General features: G+C 70.4%; 19 protein-coding genes. 10 read left to right on the forward strand and 9 right to left on the reverse strand.

The window, feature by feature from the left end:
- Positions 1–45 precede the first annotated feature (45 nt).
- Positions 46–825 (forward strand): dienelactone hydrolase family protein, encoded by a 780-nt coding sequence (locus tag MWU75_RS07660; protein ID WP_247089380.1) that lies wholly within the window; start codon positions 46–48, stop codon positions 823–825.
- A gap of 104 nt (positions 826–929) precedes the next feature.
- Here the strand turns inward: MWU75_RS07660 and MWU75_RS07665 are convergent, their stop codons facing one another.
- The 3 genes from MWU75_RS07665 to MWU75_RS07675 all read right to left on the reverse strand — a co-directional run bounded on the left by MWU75_RS07665 (position 930) and on the right by MWU75_RS07675 (position 3,062).
- Entirely contained in the window at positions 930–1,727 is a 798-nt protein-coding gene (locus tag MWU75_RS07665) for a putative hydro-lyase (RefSeq protein ID WP_247089381.1), read from the reverse strand.
- Between the two features lie 12 nt (positions 1,728–1,739).
- Complete coding sequence (locus MWU75_RS07670) at positions 1,740–2,294, reverse strand: Uma2 family endonuclease (protein WP_247089382.1); 555 nt, start codon at positions 2,292–2,294, stop codon at positions 1,740–1,742.
- Positions 2,295–2,408: 114 nt separating this feature from the next.
- On the reverse strand, positions 2,409–3,062 hold the full coding sequence (locus MWU75_RS07675) for a GntR family transcriptional regulator (RefSeq protein ID WP_247089383.1): 654 nt from the start codon (positions 3,060–3,062) through the stop codon (positions 2,409–2,411).
- A 116-nt stretch (positions 3,063–3,178) separates the two neighbouring features.
- On the opposite strand from MWU75_RS07675, the gene MWU75_RS07680 reads away from it, so the two are divergent.
- Genes MWU75_RS07680 through MWU75_RS07695 form a run of 4 tightly spaced genes read left to right on the forward strand, consistent with a single transcriptional unit; the run spans position 3,179 to position 6,648 of the window.
- Entirely contained in the window at positions 3,179–4,417 is a 1,239-nt protein-coding gene (locus tag MWU75_RS07680) for an NRAMP family divalent metal transporter (protein WP_247089384.1), read from the forward strand.
- 10 nt (positions 4,418–4,427) lie between these two features.
- On the forward strand, positions 4,428–5,192 hold the full coding sequence (locus MWU75_RS07685) for a 5-oxoprolinase subunit PxpA (protein ID WP_247089385.1): 765 nt from the start codon (positions 4,428–4,430) through the stop codon (positions 5,190–5,192).
- A gap of 2 nt (positions 5,193–5,194) precedes the next feature.
- Positions 5,195–5,803: an allophanate hydrolase subunit 1 gene (locus MWU75_RS07690; RefSeq protein ID WP_247089386.1), complete on the forward strand. Its 609-nt coding sequence runs from the start codon at positions 5,195–5,197 to the stop codon at positions 5,801–5,803.
- Entirely contained in the window at positions 5,800–6,648 is an 849-nt protein-coding gene (locus MWU75_RS07695; RefSeq protein WP_247089387.1) for a biotin-dependent carboxyltransferase family protein, read from the forward strand. The genes MWU75_RS07690 and MWU75_RS07695 overlap by 4 nt, the downstream gene beginning before the upstream one ends.
- Positions 6,649–6,653: 5 nt before the next feature.
- On the opposite strand, the gene MWU75_RS07700 is transcribed toward MWU75_RS07695, so the two are convergent.
- Both MWU75_RS07700 and MWU75_RS07705 read right to left on the reverse strand, forming a co-directional pair.
- Positions 6,654–6,884 (reverse strand): type II toxin-antitoxin system VapC family toxin, encoded by a 231-nt coding sequence (locus MWU75_RS07700; protein ID WP_281496984.1) that lies wholly within the window; start codon positions 6,882–6,884, stop codon positions 6,654–6,656.
- Between the two features lie 153 nt (positions 6,885–7,037).
- Positions 7,038–7,304: a type II toxin-antitoxin system VapB family antitoxin gene (locus tag MWU75_RS07705; protein ID WP_247089389.1), complete on the reverse strand. Its 267-nt coding sequence runs from the start codon at positions 7,302–7,304 to the stop codon at positions 7,038–7,040.
- A gap of 91 nt (positions 7,305–7,395) precedes the next feature.
- On the opposite strand from MWU75_RS07705, the gene MWU75_RS07710 reads away from it, so the two are divergent.
- Entirely contained in the window at positions 7,396–7,794 is a 399-nt protein-coding gene (locus MWU75_RS07710; protein ID WP_247089391.1) for a nitroreductase family deazaflavin-dependent oxidoreductase, read from the forward strand.
- A 21-nt stretch (positions 7,795–7,815) separates the two neighbouring features.
- Here MWU75_RS07710 and MWU75_RS07715 read toward each other — a convergent pair whose 3' ends face one another.
- The 4 genes from MWU75_RS07715 to MWU75_RS07730 are packed head-to-tail and all read right to left on the reverse strand — an operon-like array spanning position 7,816 to position 12,282.
- Positions 7,816–9,912 (reverse strand): acetate--CoA ligase family protein, encoded by a 2,097-nt coding sequence (locus MWU75_RS07715; protein ID WP_247089393.1) that lies wholly within the window; start codon positions 9,910–9,912, stop codon positions 7,816–7,818.
- The gene (gene fabG / locus MWU75_RS07720; RefSeq protein WP_247089395.1) at positions 9,909–10,667 is read right to left on the reverse strand and encodes a 3-oxoacyl-ACP reductase FabG; all 759 of its coding nucleotides are present in this window, start codon (positions 10,665–10,667) and stop codon (positions 9,909–9,911) included. Before fabG ends, MWU75_RS07715 begins: the two co-directional genes overlap by 4 nt.
- 38 nt (positions 10,668–10,705) lie before the next feature.
- A complete protein-coding gene (locus MWU75_RS07725; RefSeq protein WP_247089397.1) occupies positions 10,706–11,875 on the reverse strand; it encodes a thiolase in 1,170 nt (389 codons plus the stop codon).
- Entirely contained in the window at positions 11,872–12,282 is a 411-nt protein-coding gene (locus MWU75_RS07730; protein ID WP_247089399.1) for an OB-fold domain-containing protein, read from the reverse strand. The genes MWU75_RS07725 and MWU75_RS07730 overlap by 4 nt, the downstream gene beginning before the upstream one ends.
- Positions 12,283–12,394: 112 nt before the next feature.
- Between MWU75_RS07730 and MWU75_RS07735 the strand changes: the two genes are divergently transcribed.
- From MWU75_RS07735 to MWU75_RS07750, 4 genes are read left to right on the forward strand one after another with little or no spacing between them, the layout of a single operon-like run.
- The gene (locus MWU75_RS07735) at positions 12,395–13,603 is read left to right on the forward strand and encodes a CoA transferase (RefSeq protein WP_247089400.1); all 1,209 of its coding nucleotides are present in this window, start codon (positions 12,395–12,397) and stop codon (positions 13,601–13,603) included.
- A 2-nt stretch (positions 13,604–13,605) separates the two neighbouring features.
- Positions 13,606–14,736: an acyl-CoA dehydrogenase family protein gene (locus MWU75_RS07740; protein WP_247089402.1), complete on the forward strand. Its 1,131-nt coding sequence runs from the start codon at positions 13,606–13,608 to the stop codon at positions 14,734–14,736.
- Positions 14,733–15,788, forward strand: coding sequence for an acyl-CoA dehydrogenase family protein (locus tag MWU75_RS07745; protein WP_247089404.1), 1,056 nt, complete (start codon positions 14,733–14,735; stop codon positions 15,786–15,788). The genes MWU75_RS07740 and MWU75_RS07745 overlap by 4 nt, the downstream gene beginning before the upstream one ends.
- Complete coding sequence (locus tag MWU75_RS07750; RefSeq protein ID WP_247089406.1) at positions 15,785–16,549, forward strand: enoyl-CoA hydratase/isomerase family protein; 765 nt, start codon at positions 15,785–15,787, stop codon at positions 16,547–16,549. Before MWU75_RS07745 ends, MWU75_RS07750 begins: the two co-directional genes overlap by 4 nt.
- The last annotated feature ends 17 nt before the right edge of the window (positions 16,550–16,566 follow it).

A 16,566-nucleotide genomic window follows, 5' to 3' on the forward strand; every position in this document is an offset into this window, starting at 1 on the left:
TCGTGCCCGTCCGGGCAGGGGATCGTGTGACTACAGTGCGAAGGCATGTGCTTCGACCCGGCCGCCACACCCCCCGCCATCCCCGCCGACGCCCTCCCCCATCCGGCGGACTTCCGCTCGCAGGACCTGACGCTCACCACCGAGGAGGGCGCGCCGCTGGCGACCTACTCCGCGGTCGCCAGCGACCCGCATACTGCCGCGGTGGTCATCCTGCCCGACGTGCGGGGGCTGTTCGACTACTACAAACGGCTCGCGGACCGGTTCGCGTCGGCCGGGCACCACGCGATCGCGATCGACTACTTCGCCCGCACGGAGGCCTCGACGGACCGGGGCGCCGACTTCGACTTCATGCCGCACGTGCGCCAGCTGACCGTCGAGCAGGTCCAGGCCGACGCGCGGGTGGCGGCGGGCTGGCTCCGCGAGGAGCTCGGGGTGCGGGACGTCGTGACCGTGGGGTTCTGCCTGGGCGGGACGATGTCCTACTACGCGACCACCGACCCGGCGCTGGACGTGGCCGGGGCGATCGCGTTCTACGGCGGTCTCGACGGGAGCCGGCTGGGGGTCTTCGACGACCCGGCCGAGGCGGCCGACCGGATGCGGGGTCCGCTGCTGGCGATCTACGGCGGCGCGGACGCCTCGATCACGCAGGAGATGCGCGACCGGTTCGACGGTGCGCTGCGCAGCGCCGGGGTGGAGCACGAGTTCGTCACCTTCGACGGTGCGCCGCACTCGTTCTTCGACCGGACCCACGGCGACCACTCGGAGGCGTGCGACGAGTCGTGGCGCCTGGTGCTGCGCTTCCTGCGGGACGTGCGCTCTGTGTAGCTGCGACCCTGCCCCGCCGGGCAGCAAGAGCTCTGAGAAAGGGCGGGCAAGACCTGCAAAACCCCTGAGAAAAGACGGGGCGGAGGCGCAAAACCCCTGAACTTTTAGGGGAGCCGGTAGACCGCGTCCGGCACGTCGGTCACGAACATGTGACCCGGCGCGTGCGTGATCGCGAACGGCGGCCTGGAGGCCATCAGCGCTGCCTGCGGGGTCACACCGCACGCCCAGAAGACCGGCACGTCGCCCTCGTCCGCCTCGATCGGCTCGCCGAAGTCGGGTGCACCCAGGTCGGTGATCCCCAGCGAGGCCGGGTCGCCCACGTGCACCGGCGCGCCGTGCACCGCCGGCATCCGACCGGTCACCTGCACCGCCGTCGGCACCAGCGCCGCCGGCACCGGCCGCATCGAGACCACCAGCTCACCCGAGAGCCGCCCGGCGGGCCGGCACTGCCGGTTCGTGCGGTACATCGCCACGTTGCGCCCCTGCTCGATGTTGCGCACCGGCACACCCGCGTCCAGCAGCGCCCGCTCGAAGCTGAATGAGCAGCCGATGAGGAACGAGACCAGGTCCTCGGCCCACAGCGCGGAGATGTCCGGCACCTCCTCGACCAGCTCGCCCTCACGCCATACTCGATAGAGAGGCAGGTCGGTGCGCAGGTCCGCTCCGGGCGCCAGCTCGGTGTGCGGCGAGCCGGGCTCGGTCACGTCCAGCAGCGGCACCGGCTGCGGGTTGCGCTGGCCGAACAGGAGCATGTCCCACGCCCAGTCGCGCGGCAGGATCACCAGGTTGGCCTGGGTGAAGCCGCTCGCGTGGCCGCTGGTGGGGACCACCGCACCGCCGCGGTATGCCGTGCGCGCACCGGCCGGCGTGTCGGTCGAGGCGGCCTTGTTCTGGCTGGTCATCACGGTCCCCTGTCAGCGTCGGGCTGGCAGCAGTTCGACGACGCTGAAGGTGACGTCGGCGGGCTCGGCGAGCCGCACCTGCTGGTCGCCGACGGCATGGGCGTGGAGCACGTAGCGGCCCTCGACCAGTCGCCAGGCCCGCAGGGAGACCTCGTCCGGGTCGAGCACCCAGTAGTGGGGGCAACCGGAGCGTTGCATGATCTCGAGCTTGGTGACCAGGTCGCGCCGCCTGGTGGACGGCGAGAGGACCTCGACGGCCAGCACCGGGGCACCCACGATCCCGTCGTCCTGGATCTGCTTGAGCGTGGCCACGACCAGGTCTGGTTGCAGGACCGTGCGGTCTGACATCCGGACGTCGACCGGTGCCGGGATGACATCAAGCACCGTCTCATCAACCGCTGCCAGCAGTCGGACGGCGAGCCTGAGCACCAGCTGCTGGTGAACCGTGCGGGGAGACGGTGTCATGACCAACTCGCCCTCGAGCAACTCCCAGCGGAGCCGGTCATCGAGAACGCGCTCCCGCTCCAGGTCCGCGACCGTGTAGATCGCGATCTCCTCGACGGTCATACCCACCATGGTGCCCCCTTCGTCTCATGGCTGCCAAGGATGACAGGACTCACCGACACGGCTCCGAACTCATCCACAGCGCCACCCGACGGGTGCGTCGGGCGCCAGGGAGCGTCAGGCCGTCCGCTCCCGCTCCTCGAAGGCGGCGAGGATGGCGCCCTCGGAGTCGCCGAGGTAGCTCTCCAGATAGTCCGCGCCCTCCTCGAAGCGTCCCTTGGTCATCAGCGCCAGGAGCTCCTTGTTGCGCTTGACGAAGGGCTGGTAGAGGTAGCGGGGGTCGTCGATCACGGCGAACAGCAGCCGCAGCTCGGCGGTGAGCCGGCGCATCATGACATCCAGCCGGGGGCTGCCGGCGAGTGCGACGAGCGAGCGGTGGAAGTGCATGTTGGCGGTGCCGACCCGCGGCCAGTCCCGGCGCCGGGCGGCGGTGCGCGCCTCGGCGACCGCGGCCTCGAGAGTGCCGAGCCGGTGGGTGTCGCGGGCCGTCAGGGCCCGGACGACCCCGGGCTCGATGATCAGGCGCAACCGATAGACGTCGCGCACATCGGCGCTGGTCACCTGCGGGACGAAGACCCCACGGTTGAACTCGTGGACCAGCAGGCCGTCGTGCGCGAGCAGCCGGAAGGCCTCCCGCACCGTGTTGCGTGAGACCTCCAGCTGCGAGGCGACGGACGTCTCGGACACCTTGTCGCCCGGGGCCAGCCGCCCCTCGGTGATCCACTCGCTGAGGTGCTCGCCCACCGCGCGGGCGGTCGATCCCTGACTCATCCCGCCATTGTGCCGGGAGGTAAAGAATTGTTCAACACTCTAGACAGATTGTTGAACAATCCGTTACGTTCGGGTGAACAGGCCAGACGACCGGACCGCCCCACCCGGAGGAACCCATGTCAGAGCACACCGGAGCCACCACGACGGAGGAGCCCTCACGCCTCAGCGCCACGAGTCGTGGGACCCTGTTGGGCGCCATCTTCCTGATGGCGACCTCGTCCATCGGACCGGGCTTCATCACCCAGACCACGACGTTCACCGTGGAGCTCGGGGCGGCGTTCGCCTTCGCGATCCTGATCTCGATCCTGGTCGACATCGCCATCCAGACCAACGTGTGGCGGGTCATCGGCGTCTCCGGCCGGCGCGCCCAGGAGCTCGGCAACTCCGTGCTGCCCGGCCTGGGGTGGTTCATGGCCGGGCTGCTGCTCATCGGCGGCCTGGTCTTCAACATCGGCAACGTCAGCGGCGCCGGGCTGGGCATGAACATCATGCTCGACCTGGACCCCAAGATCGGCGCGGTCATCCTGGCCGCCCTGGCCTTCGGCATCTTCCTGTCCAAGAAGGCCGGCCTGGCCATGGACCGCGTCGTGGTCGTCCTCGGGGCGTTGATGATCCTGCTCACCCTCTACGTCGCGATCACCTCCGGTCCACCGGTCGCCTCGGCACTGAAGAACTCCGTGGCCCCCGAGACGTTCAGCGCCCTGGCCATCACCACCCTGATCGGCGGCACCATCGGCGGCTACATCATCTACGCCGGCGCCCACCGTCTGGTCGACGCCGGCATCACCGGCCCCAGCCGCGTCAAGCAGCTGACCAACAGCGCCATCCTGGGCATCCTGGTCACCGGCCTGATGCGCGTCATCCTCTTCCTGGCCATCCTCGGTGTCGTCCACGCCGGCGCCACCCTTGACCCCGACAACCTGGCCGCCTCCGCCTTCGAGGTCGCCGCCGGCACCGTCGGCTACCGCCTCTTCGGCGTCGTGTTCGCCGCCGCCGCCCTGACCAGCGTCATCGGCTGCTCCTACACCACCATCACCTTCCTGACCTCCAGCACCAGGACGACCCCGCGCCTCACCGGCTTCCTCGTCGCCGGGTTCATCGCCCTGTCCCTGGTCCTCTACCTGGTCATCGGCGCCGCCCCCCAGGAACTGCTCGTCTTCGCCGGCGCGTTCAACGGCATCCTCCTGCCCGTCGGCATCGGCGTCATCATGTGGGTCGCCTGGCGCCGCCGCGACCTGCTCAACGACTACACCTACCCGAAGTGGCTCGCCGCCCTCGGTACGGCAGCATGGGTACTGACCATCTACCTGGCGATCAACTCGATCCAGCCCGCGATCGACCTGGTCACCGGCTGAGGAGGACACGATGACTGTTGACCTGAACTCGGACCTGGGCGAGGGGCACGGCAGCTGGGCGATGGGCGACGACGACGCCCTGCTGTCGATCGTCACCAGCGCCAACGTCGCCTGCGGCTTCCACGCCGGGGACCCCTCGATCATGCGCCACGTGACGACGCAGGCGGTGACCAACGGGGTGTCGATCGGCGCGCACGTCGCCTACCGCGACCTCACGGGCTTCGGTCGCCGCTTCATCGACGTCGACCCGGTGACCCTGCAGGACGAGGTGACCTACCAGATCGGCGCCCTGGACGGCTTCGCCCGGCAGGCCGGTGGCCGCATCAGCTACGTCAAGCCGCACGGCGGGCTCTACAACGCGATCGTGACCCACGAGGAGCAGGCCGGGGCCGTCGTCGCCGCGGTCCGGGCCTTCGACCCCGACCTGGTGTTGATGGGTCTGCCCGGCTCCGTGGTGCTCAGACTCGCCGAGGAGGCCGGCCTGCAGACTGCGCACGAGGCCTTCGCCGACCGCGCCTACACCCCCGAGGGGCACCTCGTCTCCCGCAAGGAGAAGGACTCCGTGCTGCACGACCCGGAGGCGATCGCCCGGCGCTGCATCGCGATGGCCACGGGCGAGCCCATCCACGACATCAACGGCGACCCGCTCACGCTGCAGCCCGACTCGATCTGCGTGCACGGCGACACCCCCGGCGCCGTCGAGATCGCCCGCCAGGTGCGGGCGGCGCTCGAGGGGGCCGGCGTGCCGCTGGCGCCGTTCGCCCAGGCCGGATAGCCGTGCGCATCCTCCCCAGCGGCACGCGCGCCCTGCTGCTCGAGCTCGACTCGCTGGAGGAGGTGCTCGCGCAGTATGCCGCGCTGCAGGCCGCCGAGCTCCCCGTCCTTGACCTGGTGCCGGCCGGGCGCACGATCCTGGTCATCGGGGACCGCGACACCGACCTCAAGGCGCTGGCCGGGCGGCTGGCGAGCATCGAGCCGGGTGAGCACACCGGCGTCACCGGGGCGCCGGTGGAGATCCCGGTGCAGTATGACGGGGAGGACCTCTCCGACGCCGCTCACCTGCTGGGGTGCTCACCGGAGGAGCTGGTGCGCCGGCACCTCGAGGAGGAGTGGACCGTAGCCTTCTGCGGGTTCGCGCCGGGCTTCGGCTATCTGGCCGGCGCGAAGTTCACCTGGGACACCCCGCGCCGGTCCAGCCCGCGCACCAAGGTGCCCGCGGGGTCGCTCGCCCTGGCCGGGGAGTTCACCGGCGTCTATCCCCGCGAGTCGCCGGGCGGCTGGCAGCTCATCGGCCACGCGCTCGTCGACGTCTTCGACCTGGACCGGGACCCCGCGGCCCTGCTCGTGCCCGGCGCCGCCGTCCGCTTCGTGGAGTCGACGCCATGAGCAGGATCCTGCGGGTGCTCGAGCCCGGTGCGCTGACAACGGTGCAGGACTTCGGCCGGCCCGGGCAGGCTGCGCTGGGCATCGGCCGATCCGGAGCCTGCGACCGCGGCGCCCACCGGCTGGCCAACGCCCTCGTCGGCAACCACCCGACGCTGGCGACGCTGGAGGCCACCTTCGGTGGGCTCGCGCTCGAGGCGGGCTCCGACCTCGTCGTGGCTGCCGCGGGAGCGCGCTGCTCCGGTGTGCCGCACCTGGCGCCGTTCCGGCTCGCCGCGGGCGAGCGCCTCACGCTCGGGGCTCCCCAGGCGGGGCTGCGCACCTACCTCGCGGTCCGGGGCGGCATCGACGTGGCGCCGGTCCTGGGAAGCCGGGCGACCGACATACTGTCCGGGCTGGGGCCCACGCCGCTGGCGAAGGGGGACGTGCTGCCGATCGGGACCACCCCTCGACCCGTTCCTGGGGTCGACGTGGCGCCGGTGCCGGAGCCGACCAACGACAGGCTGACCGTGCACGTGTCGGCCGGCCCGCGCCGCGACTGGTTCGACGACGCGGCGTGGGACCTGTTCACCTCGCAGACCTACGCGGTCGACAGCCAGTCCAACCGGGTCGGTGTCCGGCTGACCGGGGAGCCGCTCCCCCGGCTGCGCGAGGGCGAGCTGGTCAGCGAGGGGATGGTGCGCGGCGCGGTGCAGCTGCCGCCCTCCGGGCTGCCCGTGCTGTTCCTGGCGGACCATCCCGTGACGGGTGGCTACCCGGTGATCGCATATGTCGACGACCTCGACGTCGACCGGTGCGCGCAGCTGCGGCCCGGGCAGGAGCTGCGGTTCACCACGCACGCGCGGTGATGGCGCTACCCCTGCAGCGCCGGCCTGACGTCCGTGCGGTGAAAGTCGTCACCGGTGAAGAGCAGCGGCTCGCCCGTGACGATGGCCAGTGCGTAACTGAAGCAGTCCCCGAAATTCAGGGCGGCACCCGACCGACTGCCCCGGCCGTAGCGTTGGTAGGCCTCGCGGGCGACGGCGGCGTGCTGGGGGCTCACGGGGACGAGCCCCACCGTCAGCACCTCGATCAGGCGGTCCAACCGACGCCCGCGTGACCGCGGTTCCGGCCACGATGGAGGCCCCCAGCCAGGTCGCCGTGGACATGCGGCATGGGCATGACGATGCCGCTCTGGCAAGGGCCTCACCCGCTGGCTCGCTCTCGAGGATCGCGATCAGCGCGGAGGAGTCGACGATCACCGGGGCAACCCGCTCTCGTCAAAGAGATCCTCGACCCGCCGGATCACCCGATCCTCCCGGCCGGGATCCGTTGAGTACTCACTGGCGATCGCCCTCACCTGGTCCATGGTCTGCTCGCGGGATCGCTCGTCCGGGTCCACACCGCGGTGCCGCAGCAGCAACTCCAGCGCCTCCTCGATGGCGCCGGTCTGCGTCTTTCCGGTCGTCCTGGCCGCCTCGCGTGCCAGGTCGTGCACGCGCTGGTTCTTGATGTTGAGACCCATCAGATGAGTCTGCCCTCTCGACTATCTCCCGTTCTACCCCTTGTTGCACGGAACGCCTGCGCCCCTCGCGCTCGTGCCGCATGCTGGACTCATGCCTGCACCGATCGGAGTCACCCCGCTCGTCAAGCGCTTCGCCAACCCGCTCCTGGTCAACCTGGCCGGGCACGGGTGGTTCGTGGAGCTCGAGCACGTGGGACGCAAGAGCGGCACGCCCCACCGCACGCCTCTGATGGCCTTCCGGCACGGTGACGTCATGACGATCGCGCTGACCTACGGTCCGGACGTGCAGTGGCTGAAGAACCTGCGGGCCACCGGCGGCGGCCGGATGCACTGGCGCGGCAGGATGCTCCACCTCGGGGCGCCACGGGACCTGGCGACCGAGGACGGCCTCGCCCGCATGCCGCAGCCGGTCCGGTCGGTCCTGGACGTCACGGGACTGGCCACCGAGTTTGTGGAGCTGCCGATCGTGTCGGAGCGGCCGTTCCGTTAGTCGTCGGCCGGGCCGCTGGCCTCAGGCCAGACCCACGAGTGCGTCGGCGACGAGGATCGTAGAGCTGGAGACGATCAACGGGTTGACGTCGATCTCCGCGACCTCGGGCAGCTCCACGGCAAGATCCCCGAGCGACACCATGATCTCGGCGATGGCGTCCGCCTGCTCCCCGGTGATCCCCCGGGAATGGCTCACCAGCCGCCCGTCTGCGACCTCCGCGAGCGCGGCACGAGCCTGCTCCATCGTCAACGGTGCCTTGCACAGTGCCACGTCCGCGACGACCTCAACCAGAACTCCGCCCAGGCCGACGGTGACCACCGGCCCGAAGATCGGGTCCCGATGCACCCCGCAGACCAGCTCGACACCGCTGGGTGCCATCTGCTGGACCACGAGGCCCTCGATGCGGGCGTTGGGACGGTGCTCGGCCACGGCAGCGAGGATGGCTTCGCCGGCGTCACGGACGCCAGCTCCGTCGGCGACACCAAGGTGCACACCGCCGACGTCCGACTTGTGGGGCAGGTCCGGGGACAGCACCTTGACTGCCACCGGGTAGGCAGCCATCGTCTCGGCAGCCTGCACCGCGGCCTCCACGGTGGTCACCGCCGACTCCTGCACCACCTGCAGGCCATAGAGGCCGAGCAGGGTCTTCGCCCCCGCCTCGGTCAGCGTGGGCTCACCCCCGAGCAGCGTCCTGGCCCTCGCGGCACGGTCCGGGTCGGGTGTCCTCACCGGTTCCGCCGTGATGTTGGCCTGCTGCTCCTGGAACCTGCGCAGCGCGCCGAGAGCCCCGATCGCCCGACTCGAGTCCTGGTAGGTCGGCACGCCCACGTCGACGAGGAGGCGACGCGAGTCCTGGTTGGTGCTGTACCAGGTCAGGACGAGCGGCTTGTCGGCCTCCACATACGTGGCCGCGATCTTCTCCGCCACCTCGACGGCCTGCGGCCCGCGCAGGCCCGACCCCACGGCCACACAGTCGAAGCCGGTCGAGTCCACGAGCGCCCTGAGGATCCGCTGGTAGTTGCCCACCCCCGAGGCGATGGCCTGCGCGGTCACGTCGACCGGGTTGACGGCCGAGCCGAAACTCGGGATCCACTGCTCGATGAGCGCCTGGTCGGTCTCTGGGGTCGTGGCGACCTCCAGACCGACGTCATGGGCGACGTCGGCCATCATGACGCCGCCTCCGCCCGACCCGGTGAGCAGCCCAATCCGGTTGCCGGCCAGGCGCCGCTGGGTCTGGAAGACGCTCAACCAGTCGAGTGCCTCCTCCAGGCTGTCCGCACGGAGCACTCCATACTGTCGGCACACGGCGTCGAAGACGTCGTCCCCGCCCGAGATCGAGGCGGTGTGGGACTGGGCCGCGGCCATCCCCGCCGCCGACCGACCGGCCTTGACAAAAACGAACGGCTTGCCGAGCTGCGCGGCCCGCGAGGCCACGTGAACGAAGGCTTGCGGATCCCGCATGCCCTCGCTCGTGGCCGCCAGAACGGTGACCTCAGGACGCTCGATCAGGTAGGCGAGGCAGTCGGTCACGGTGACCCCGGCCTCGTTGCCGGTCGTGACGAGCCATCCGGGGGTGATGCCCCGGTCCCGGGCCAACTCGTCGACGTAGGTGGCGAGGGCACCGCTCTGGGAGACGACCGCCACCGGCCCCGCCGCAGGGAGCTCGATGTCCTGCGGCAGGAAGAACGTCGCGAGGATCCCGTCGTGCAGGTTCATGTAGCCGATCGTGTTGGGCCCGTTGATCAGCATGCCGGTCTCGGCCGAGATGCGCTGCAGTTCCTCCTGCGCGGCGGCCCCGTCGGCCCCGCCCTCGGCGAAGCCGGAGGTGAAGATCAGGGCGGCGCGGATGCCGGCCCGGGCACCCTCCGCGACGACCGGCACCACGGCGGGCGCCGGGACGGCCACGACGAGCAGGTCAACGGTCTCTGGGAGGGAGGCGAGGTCGGTCGCTGTGCCATCACCGGTCGCCCGTGGGTGGACCAGGTAGGTCCGGCCCGGGAAGAAGCGGCGCAACTGGTGGAGGGTGCGTGACCCCACGTTGGTGGGGTTCGTCAGGGAGGCGCCGACGACCGCGACCGACCGCGGGCGGAGCAGCGGGTCGAGGTCGGGCACGGTCATCGCACCATGACCCGGCCGCCGTCGACCGACAGGCACTGACCGGTGAGGTAGCCGGCTTCCTCGGTGGCCAGGAAGAGGTAGGAGGCGGCCACCTCGTCAGGCTCGGCCCAGCGCTTGAGCGGGATCGACTGCAGGTAGGTGTCCTTGAAGCGCTCGTCCGTCCGGATCACCTCGGTCATCGGGGTCGAGGCCGCCGGGGCGATCGCGTTGACCGTGACCTTCGAGTCCGCCAGCTCGCGAGCGGCCGACCGGGTCATGCCCAGCAGGCCCGCCTTCGCGACGGAGTAGTTGATCTGACCGATGGTGCCGATGATGCCGGCTGCCGACGTCGTGAAGATGATGCGGCCGTACTTCTGCTCGCGCATCCCCCCGGCCACGGCCTGCAACCAGTAGAAGCTGCCACCGAGGTGGGTGTCCAGGACCATGTTCCACTCGTCGTCGGTCATCTTCCAGAGCATGGCCGGGCGGGTCACGCCCGCGTTGCTGACCAGGATGTCGATGACGCCGAGCTGCTCGACGACGGCGGCGGCTGCCTCGTCGACACTTGCGCGACTGCCCACGTCGCAGACCACCGCGACAGCCTGGCCACCATCGGCGACGATGCTGTCCGCGACGGCCTGGGCGGCCTCCTGGTTGATGTCGACGACGGCGACCTTGGCGCCCTCGGCCGCATAGAGGCGGGCCACGCCCTCGCCAATGCCCTGGCCTGCGCCAGTGACGACGGCGACGCGGTCCTGCAGCTTGCCTTCACTCATGGTGGTGCTCCTGTGCTCTCCGGGTGGGTTGACGGTGGTCAGAGGGTGCTCTCGTCACCGAGGATGGCGGTGACCTGGCTGGACAGGGTCCCGCCGTTGCCGTGCGCGAGGGCGAGGCTGTGGCGGTCGACCTGGCGCGCCCCCGCCTCGCCACGCAGCTGCCGGACCGCCTCGATCACCAGGAGAATGCCGTACATCCCCGGGTGGCAGTAGGACAGGCCGCCGCCATTGGTGTTCACCGGGAGCGACCCACCGGGGGCGATGGCACCGTCGGAGACGAACGCCCCGCCCTCGCCCTTGGCGCAGAAGCCGAGGTCCTCCAGGAAGAGGATCGGGTTGATGGTGAACGCGTCGTAGAGCTCCACGAGGTCGATGTCCTCCGGACCGACCCCGGCGATGTCGTAGGCGCGCCGGCCAGACTCCTGCGCCGCCGTGGTGGTGAGGTCAGGCATCTGGGAAATGTTCATGTGCCAGGTGGCCTCGCCCGCACCGAGGATGTAGGCGGGCGGCTTGGGCAGGTCGCGAGCCCGTTCCGCGGAGGTGACGATCACTGCGCCACCGCCGTCCGTGACGAGGCAGCAGTCACGCACCGTGAGTGGGCTGGACACCATCCGGGACGACAGGACGTCGTCGACGGTCAGGTCGTCCTGCACGAACGCCACCGGGTTCAGCTTGGCCCACTGGCGCGCCGCGACGGCGACCTCGGCCAACTGCTCCCGGGTGGTGCCGAACTCGTGCATATGGCGTGCGGCCGCCAGGGCGTAGGATGACGCCGGCATGCGCGGACCGTAGGGGGCCTCCCAGGACCGGGTGAGCGCAGCTCCGGAGGCCACGAGCCCGCCGCCGTGGGAGCGCTGAGTGGAGCCGTAGACGATGAGCGCGACCTCGCACAGGCCGGCTTCGATCGCGGCGGCCGCGTGCCAGAGGTGTCCCACGAAGGAGGACCCGCCGGTGGCGGTCCCGTCGGCGAATCGAGGGCGGATGCCCAGGTACTCGGCGGTCGTGATAACCGGCTGGGCGAAGAAGGCTGAGTGGGTGAACAGCCCGTCGACGTCGCTCTTGCTGAGGCCGGCGTCGGCGAGGGCGCGCACGGTGGCCTGGCCGATGAGGTCCAGCGAGGAGATCCCCGGACCCACCTCTCCCAGGCTCGACTCGGCGACCCCGACGATGGCGGCGCGGCCCCGCAGCGAGCGTTCCGCGGCGCTCATCGGCCGGCCTCCACGGCGAAGACGGGTAGGGGCGGCTCGGCCTCCGACGACCGGAACGAGACTGTCACTGAGTCATCGATGGCGACCGGACGGTCGTCACCAGTGGTGACGGTGCTCATCATCCGGAAGCCCTCGTCGAGGTCGATGAGCGCCACGGTGTACGGCTCCTTCCCTCGAGGGGCGATGACCGTGGCGGAGTAGACGGTCCCGCGACCGCCCGAGGGCAGCCAGTCCAGATCGTCACTCCCGCAGGAGGGACACAGCACCCTGGGCGGGAACACCGCCTGCCGACAGCTCGCGCAGCTCTGGTAGGCGAGTACGCCCTCGGCGGCGTACCGATCGAACACGGTGCCAGGCGCCGTCTCCGGCGACAGTGACTCCACATCGGTGTGGACGTTGTCGGTCACACATCCTCCTCGGGTGCTGGACCAGCCGGGCTAGACTGATGCATTCACTTTAGTATACATTTAGAAATACAGTCGTCGTCAACACTGTGACTACCCGTCACTAGGAGCCAGGATGCCCGACCCCTCTGCCGAAGTCGCCGAGCAGGCGCACCGCGTCGGACCGCTGGCCGGGGTGCGGGTGCTGGACCTGACGCGCGTGGTGATGGGGCCACTGTGCACCCAGCTCCTCGCCGACCAGGGGGCCGACGTCATACTCGTGGAGGCCACCGGCGGGGACACGAACCGGGTCATGGGGCCGGGTCCGCACCCCGAGCTGTCCGGGATCGCCCTGAACCTGCTGCGGAACAAGCGCTCCATCGACGTGGATCTCAAGTCGCCGGACGGGGCAGCCGCCGTCCGGGCCCTTATCCCGACCTGCGACGTCGTCGTGAGCACCATGCGCCCCCAGGCCCTGGTCAAGCTCGGCCTCGACTACGAGACCGTGCGCCAACTCAAGCCGGACATCATCTACTGCCAGGCGCAGGGCTTCCCGCTGGCCAGTGACCGCGCGTCCGAGCCCGCGTATGACGACATCATCCAGGCGGCAAGCGGCGTGTCGGACGTGATGGAGCGCATCTACGGCCAGCCCGGCCTGATCCCCACGATCTTCGCCGACAAGGTGTGCGGGTTGGTGATGGCCGAGGCCGTGACTGCGGCGCTCTTCCACCACGCCCGGACCGGTGAGGGCCAGCACATCGAGGTTCCCATGGTGCAGGCGATGAGCGCCTTCATGCTCGCCGAGCACGGGAGTGGGGCGATCGCCGAGCCACCGACCCCCGCGGCGGGTCAACCGGCCAGCGGCTACCCACGGATCCTGTCCAAGGAGCGCCGGCCGCACCGCACGAAGGACGGCTGGATCCACCTTTTCCCCTACTTGCCGAAGCACTACGTCGACCTGTTCACCGAGGCGGGTGTGGAAGGGGCGGCGGACGATCCGCGCTACATCGATCAGCGAGCGACGCTCGTCAACTCTGAGTCCCTCTACCGGGACATCCGGGCGATCTGCCCCTCGCGCACGACGGAGGAGTGGCTGGATTACTGCCGCACCGCCGGGATCCCGGCCACCCGGGTCGCTACCATCCAGGACCTCGTGGACGAGCTCCCGCTCCAGCATCACCCGGCCGTCGGCCGCTACCGGGTCACGCCGCACTTGGCGAACTTCAGTTTGACTCCGCCCACTGTCCGCCGGCCGGCACCCTTGATCGGCGAACACACCGAGGAGGTGCTGGACGAGGTCTCCACCTCGCCGCAAGCCTCTCAGCCAGCGACGCGACAGGAGTGATCATGCACCTCGACGCCACCGACCTGAGCGAGTCCGAACTCCGGCTCCAGCAGGAGGTCAGGGAGTTCCTCGCCGAACGGCTCCCACCAGGGTCGTATGACGTGGGGCTGGGGATGACCGGCGCCTCCGACCCCGAGTTCTCCCGGGATCTGGGGGCACGCGGATGGCTGGGGATGTCGCTTCCACCGGAGTACGGCGGGGGTGGGCGCAGCGCCGTCGAGCGCCTGGTGGTCGTCGAGGAGCTGCTCGCGGTCGGCGCGCCGGTGGCCTACCACTGGATCGGTGACCGACAGTCGGGGCCGAACATCGCGGCCAACGGCACGGAGGAGCAGAAGCGGGCCCTGCTCCCGGGGATCGCCAGCGGGGAGCTCTCCTTCTCCATCGGCATGTCCGAGCCCGATTCCGGCTCGGACCTGGCCAGCCTGCGCACCCGTGCCGAGCGCGTTCCCGGGGGATGGCGCGTCAACGGGACCAAGATCTGGACGACGGGAGCCGCGCAGGCCACGCACATCCTCGCCCTGTTCCGCACCTCCGACGACCGGCACCACGGGCTTACTCAGTTCATCGTCGAGCGTGACCTGGAAGGGCTGACCGTGTCCCCTATCCCGTTCATCGACGGGACGCGGGAGTTCTGCGAGCTGGCGTTCGAGGACGTCTTCATCCCGGACGAAATGGTGCTGGGCGAGGTCGGCGCCGGGTGGGGGCAGAACACGGCCGAGCTCGCGCTCGAACGAGGTGGAGTGGACCGCTGGATGTCCATGATGCCGGTGCTCGACCACTGGGCGCGCGGCGGCTGGGGTCAGCTCGGGGCGGCCGCCACGGCGGACGCCGGTGAGATCGCGGCGCGATGCTGGGCCTTCCGCGGGGTTTCTCTTGCCATCGCTCGCATGGTCGACGCGGGCAAGTCGCCGTCCATCGAGGCCGCACTGGCCAAGGAGATGGCGACCCGGTTCGAGCAGGACTGCGTGGAGATCGTCACGCGTCACTACGGGCGAACCCCAGACCTGACCAGCGACGACCCATACGAGTCGGTCCTGGCCCGCGCCATCCTCGTCTCCCCGTCGTGGTCCATCCGGGGCGGGACGGTCGAGATCCTCCGCAACATCGTCAGCAAAGGACTGGCCCGAGCATGACTTCTCAGGACGTCGACCCCAGTTTCGCGCCGCTGATGGCGCAGTTCTTCCGCGAGCAGTCCCCGCCCGAGCGGGTCTCCGCCGCTGAGCAGCAGGACCTCGACGAGTCGCTGTGGGCACAGGTGACCGAGATGGGCCTGCCGCTGATCGGTATCGACGAGACCCTCGGCGGCTCAGGCGGAAGCCTCGCCGAGTTGCTCGTCGTCCTTGAGGCCGCGGGCCGCGCCAGCGCCCCGGTCCCGCTCGCCGAGACCGCCACGGCGTCCTGGGCGCTGGCGCACACGGGTGCCCACGTCTCCGGGGATCTGCTCACCGTGGCGCCAGGCGACCCACGCGACACGCTCACGGTCACCGACGGGGTCGCGACCGGTGTCGTGCACGGCGTGCCATGGGCCCGCGTGGCGACACACACGGTGACAGTGGTCGCGAGCGGCCAAGGCCCGGTGCTGGTGGCGATCCCTCTGGCGTCCGCCACCGTGCGCGCGGGCTATGACCTCGCGCGGCAGCCGAAGGACATGGTCAGCATCGACGCCGTCCCGGTGGCGGTGTCGCCCTGGCCTGGGACACCGAACGAGCTGACGGCCCGGCTCACGCTGCTGCGGGGCGCGCTGATGGCCGGTGCGCTCGAGGAGGTCGCCGACCTCACGCGGCAGTATGTCAGCGAGCGCGTCCAGTTCGGTCGCCCGGTCGGGCGGTTCCAGGCCGTCCAAGAACATGTCGTCCGCCTCGAGCAGCAGGCAACGCTCGCGCTGCTGGCCGTCAACCGCGCAGCCGCCGCGGCCGAGGTCAACCCCTCGGCCCTCGAGGTGAAGCTGATGAAGCTCGCCACGAATGAGGGCGCGCGGCTCGCCGTCCGGGCCGCGCACCAGGCCCACGGGGCCATCGGGATGACCCAGGAGTACCGGTTGCAGCTGCTCACACGCCGTCTGAACAGCTGGCTCGGCGAGGCCGGCACGAGCAGCACTCTCGCCTCCGAGATCGGGGCGGTGGCCACCGAGCGCGGGATCGCGCCATTGATCACCTCCAGCGCCGGAACGATGGAGCAGGCATGAGTGACGACGTCCTCGTCGAGCACCACGACCACGTCGCGCTCGTCAGCATCAACCGACCGCCGGCCAACTACTTCAACTTCCCGCTGATCGCCGAGCTGGCCGCGACCTTTACCGAGCTCGCCGACGGCGGCGCCAGGGCGATCGTGCTCGCCGCGGAGGGCAAGCACTTCTGCGCCGGGGCGGACTTCGCCCAGGGTGAGATGACACAGGACCGCTCCGCGACCTCGGCGAAGCTCTACCGGGAGGCGATCAAGCTCTTCCGCGTCCCCGTCCCAGTAGTCGCCGCCGTGCAGGGGTCCGCCGTCGGTGGTGGCCTCGGGCTGGCGTGCGCGGCGGACTTCCGGGTGGCCTCCTCGGCGTCGCGCTTCCACGCCAACTTCTCGATGCTCGGCTTCCACCAGGGCTTCGCTCTCAGCGAGTCGCTCCCGGCGATCGTGGGTCAGCAGCACGCCCTGGACATGCTTTACACGAGTCGCCGCCTCGACGGGGTCGCCGCGCACCGCATCGGGCTGGCGGACCGACTTGTCGAGCCCGGGCAGGAACGGACCGGCGCCCTGGACTACGCGCACGAGATCGCCAGGGCGGCTCCCCTCGCGGTGCGGTCCATGAAGGCCACCCTCCGCGGCGGGCTCGCCGACCGGGTCGAGTCGGTTCTGGACCGAGAGCTGAGCGAGCAGGACTGGTTGTGGCAGACGGAGGACAGCAAGGCGGCCATCGAGGCCAACCTCCGCCGGGAGCAGCCGACCTTCCACGGGCGCTGACGCCGGGAGCTCGCCTC

This window comes from Ornithinimicrobium sp. F0845 (assembly GCF_023015765.1).
GTDB lineage: Bacteria > Actinomycetota > Actinomycetes > Actinomycetales > Dermatophilaceae > Ornithinicoccus.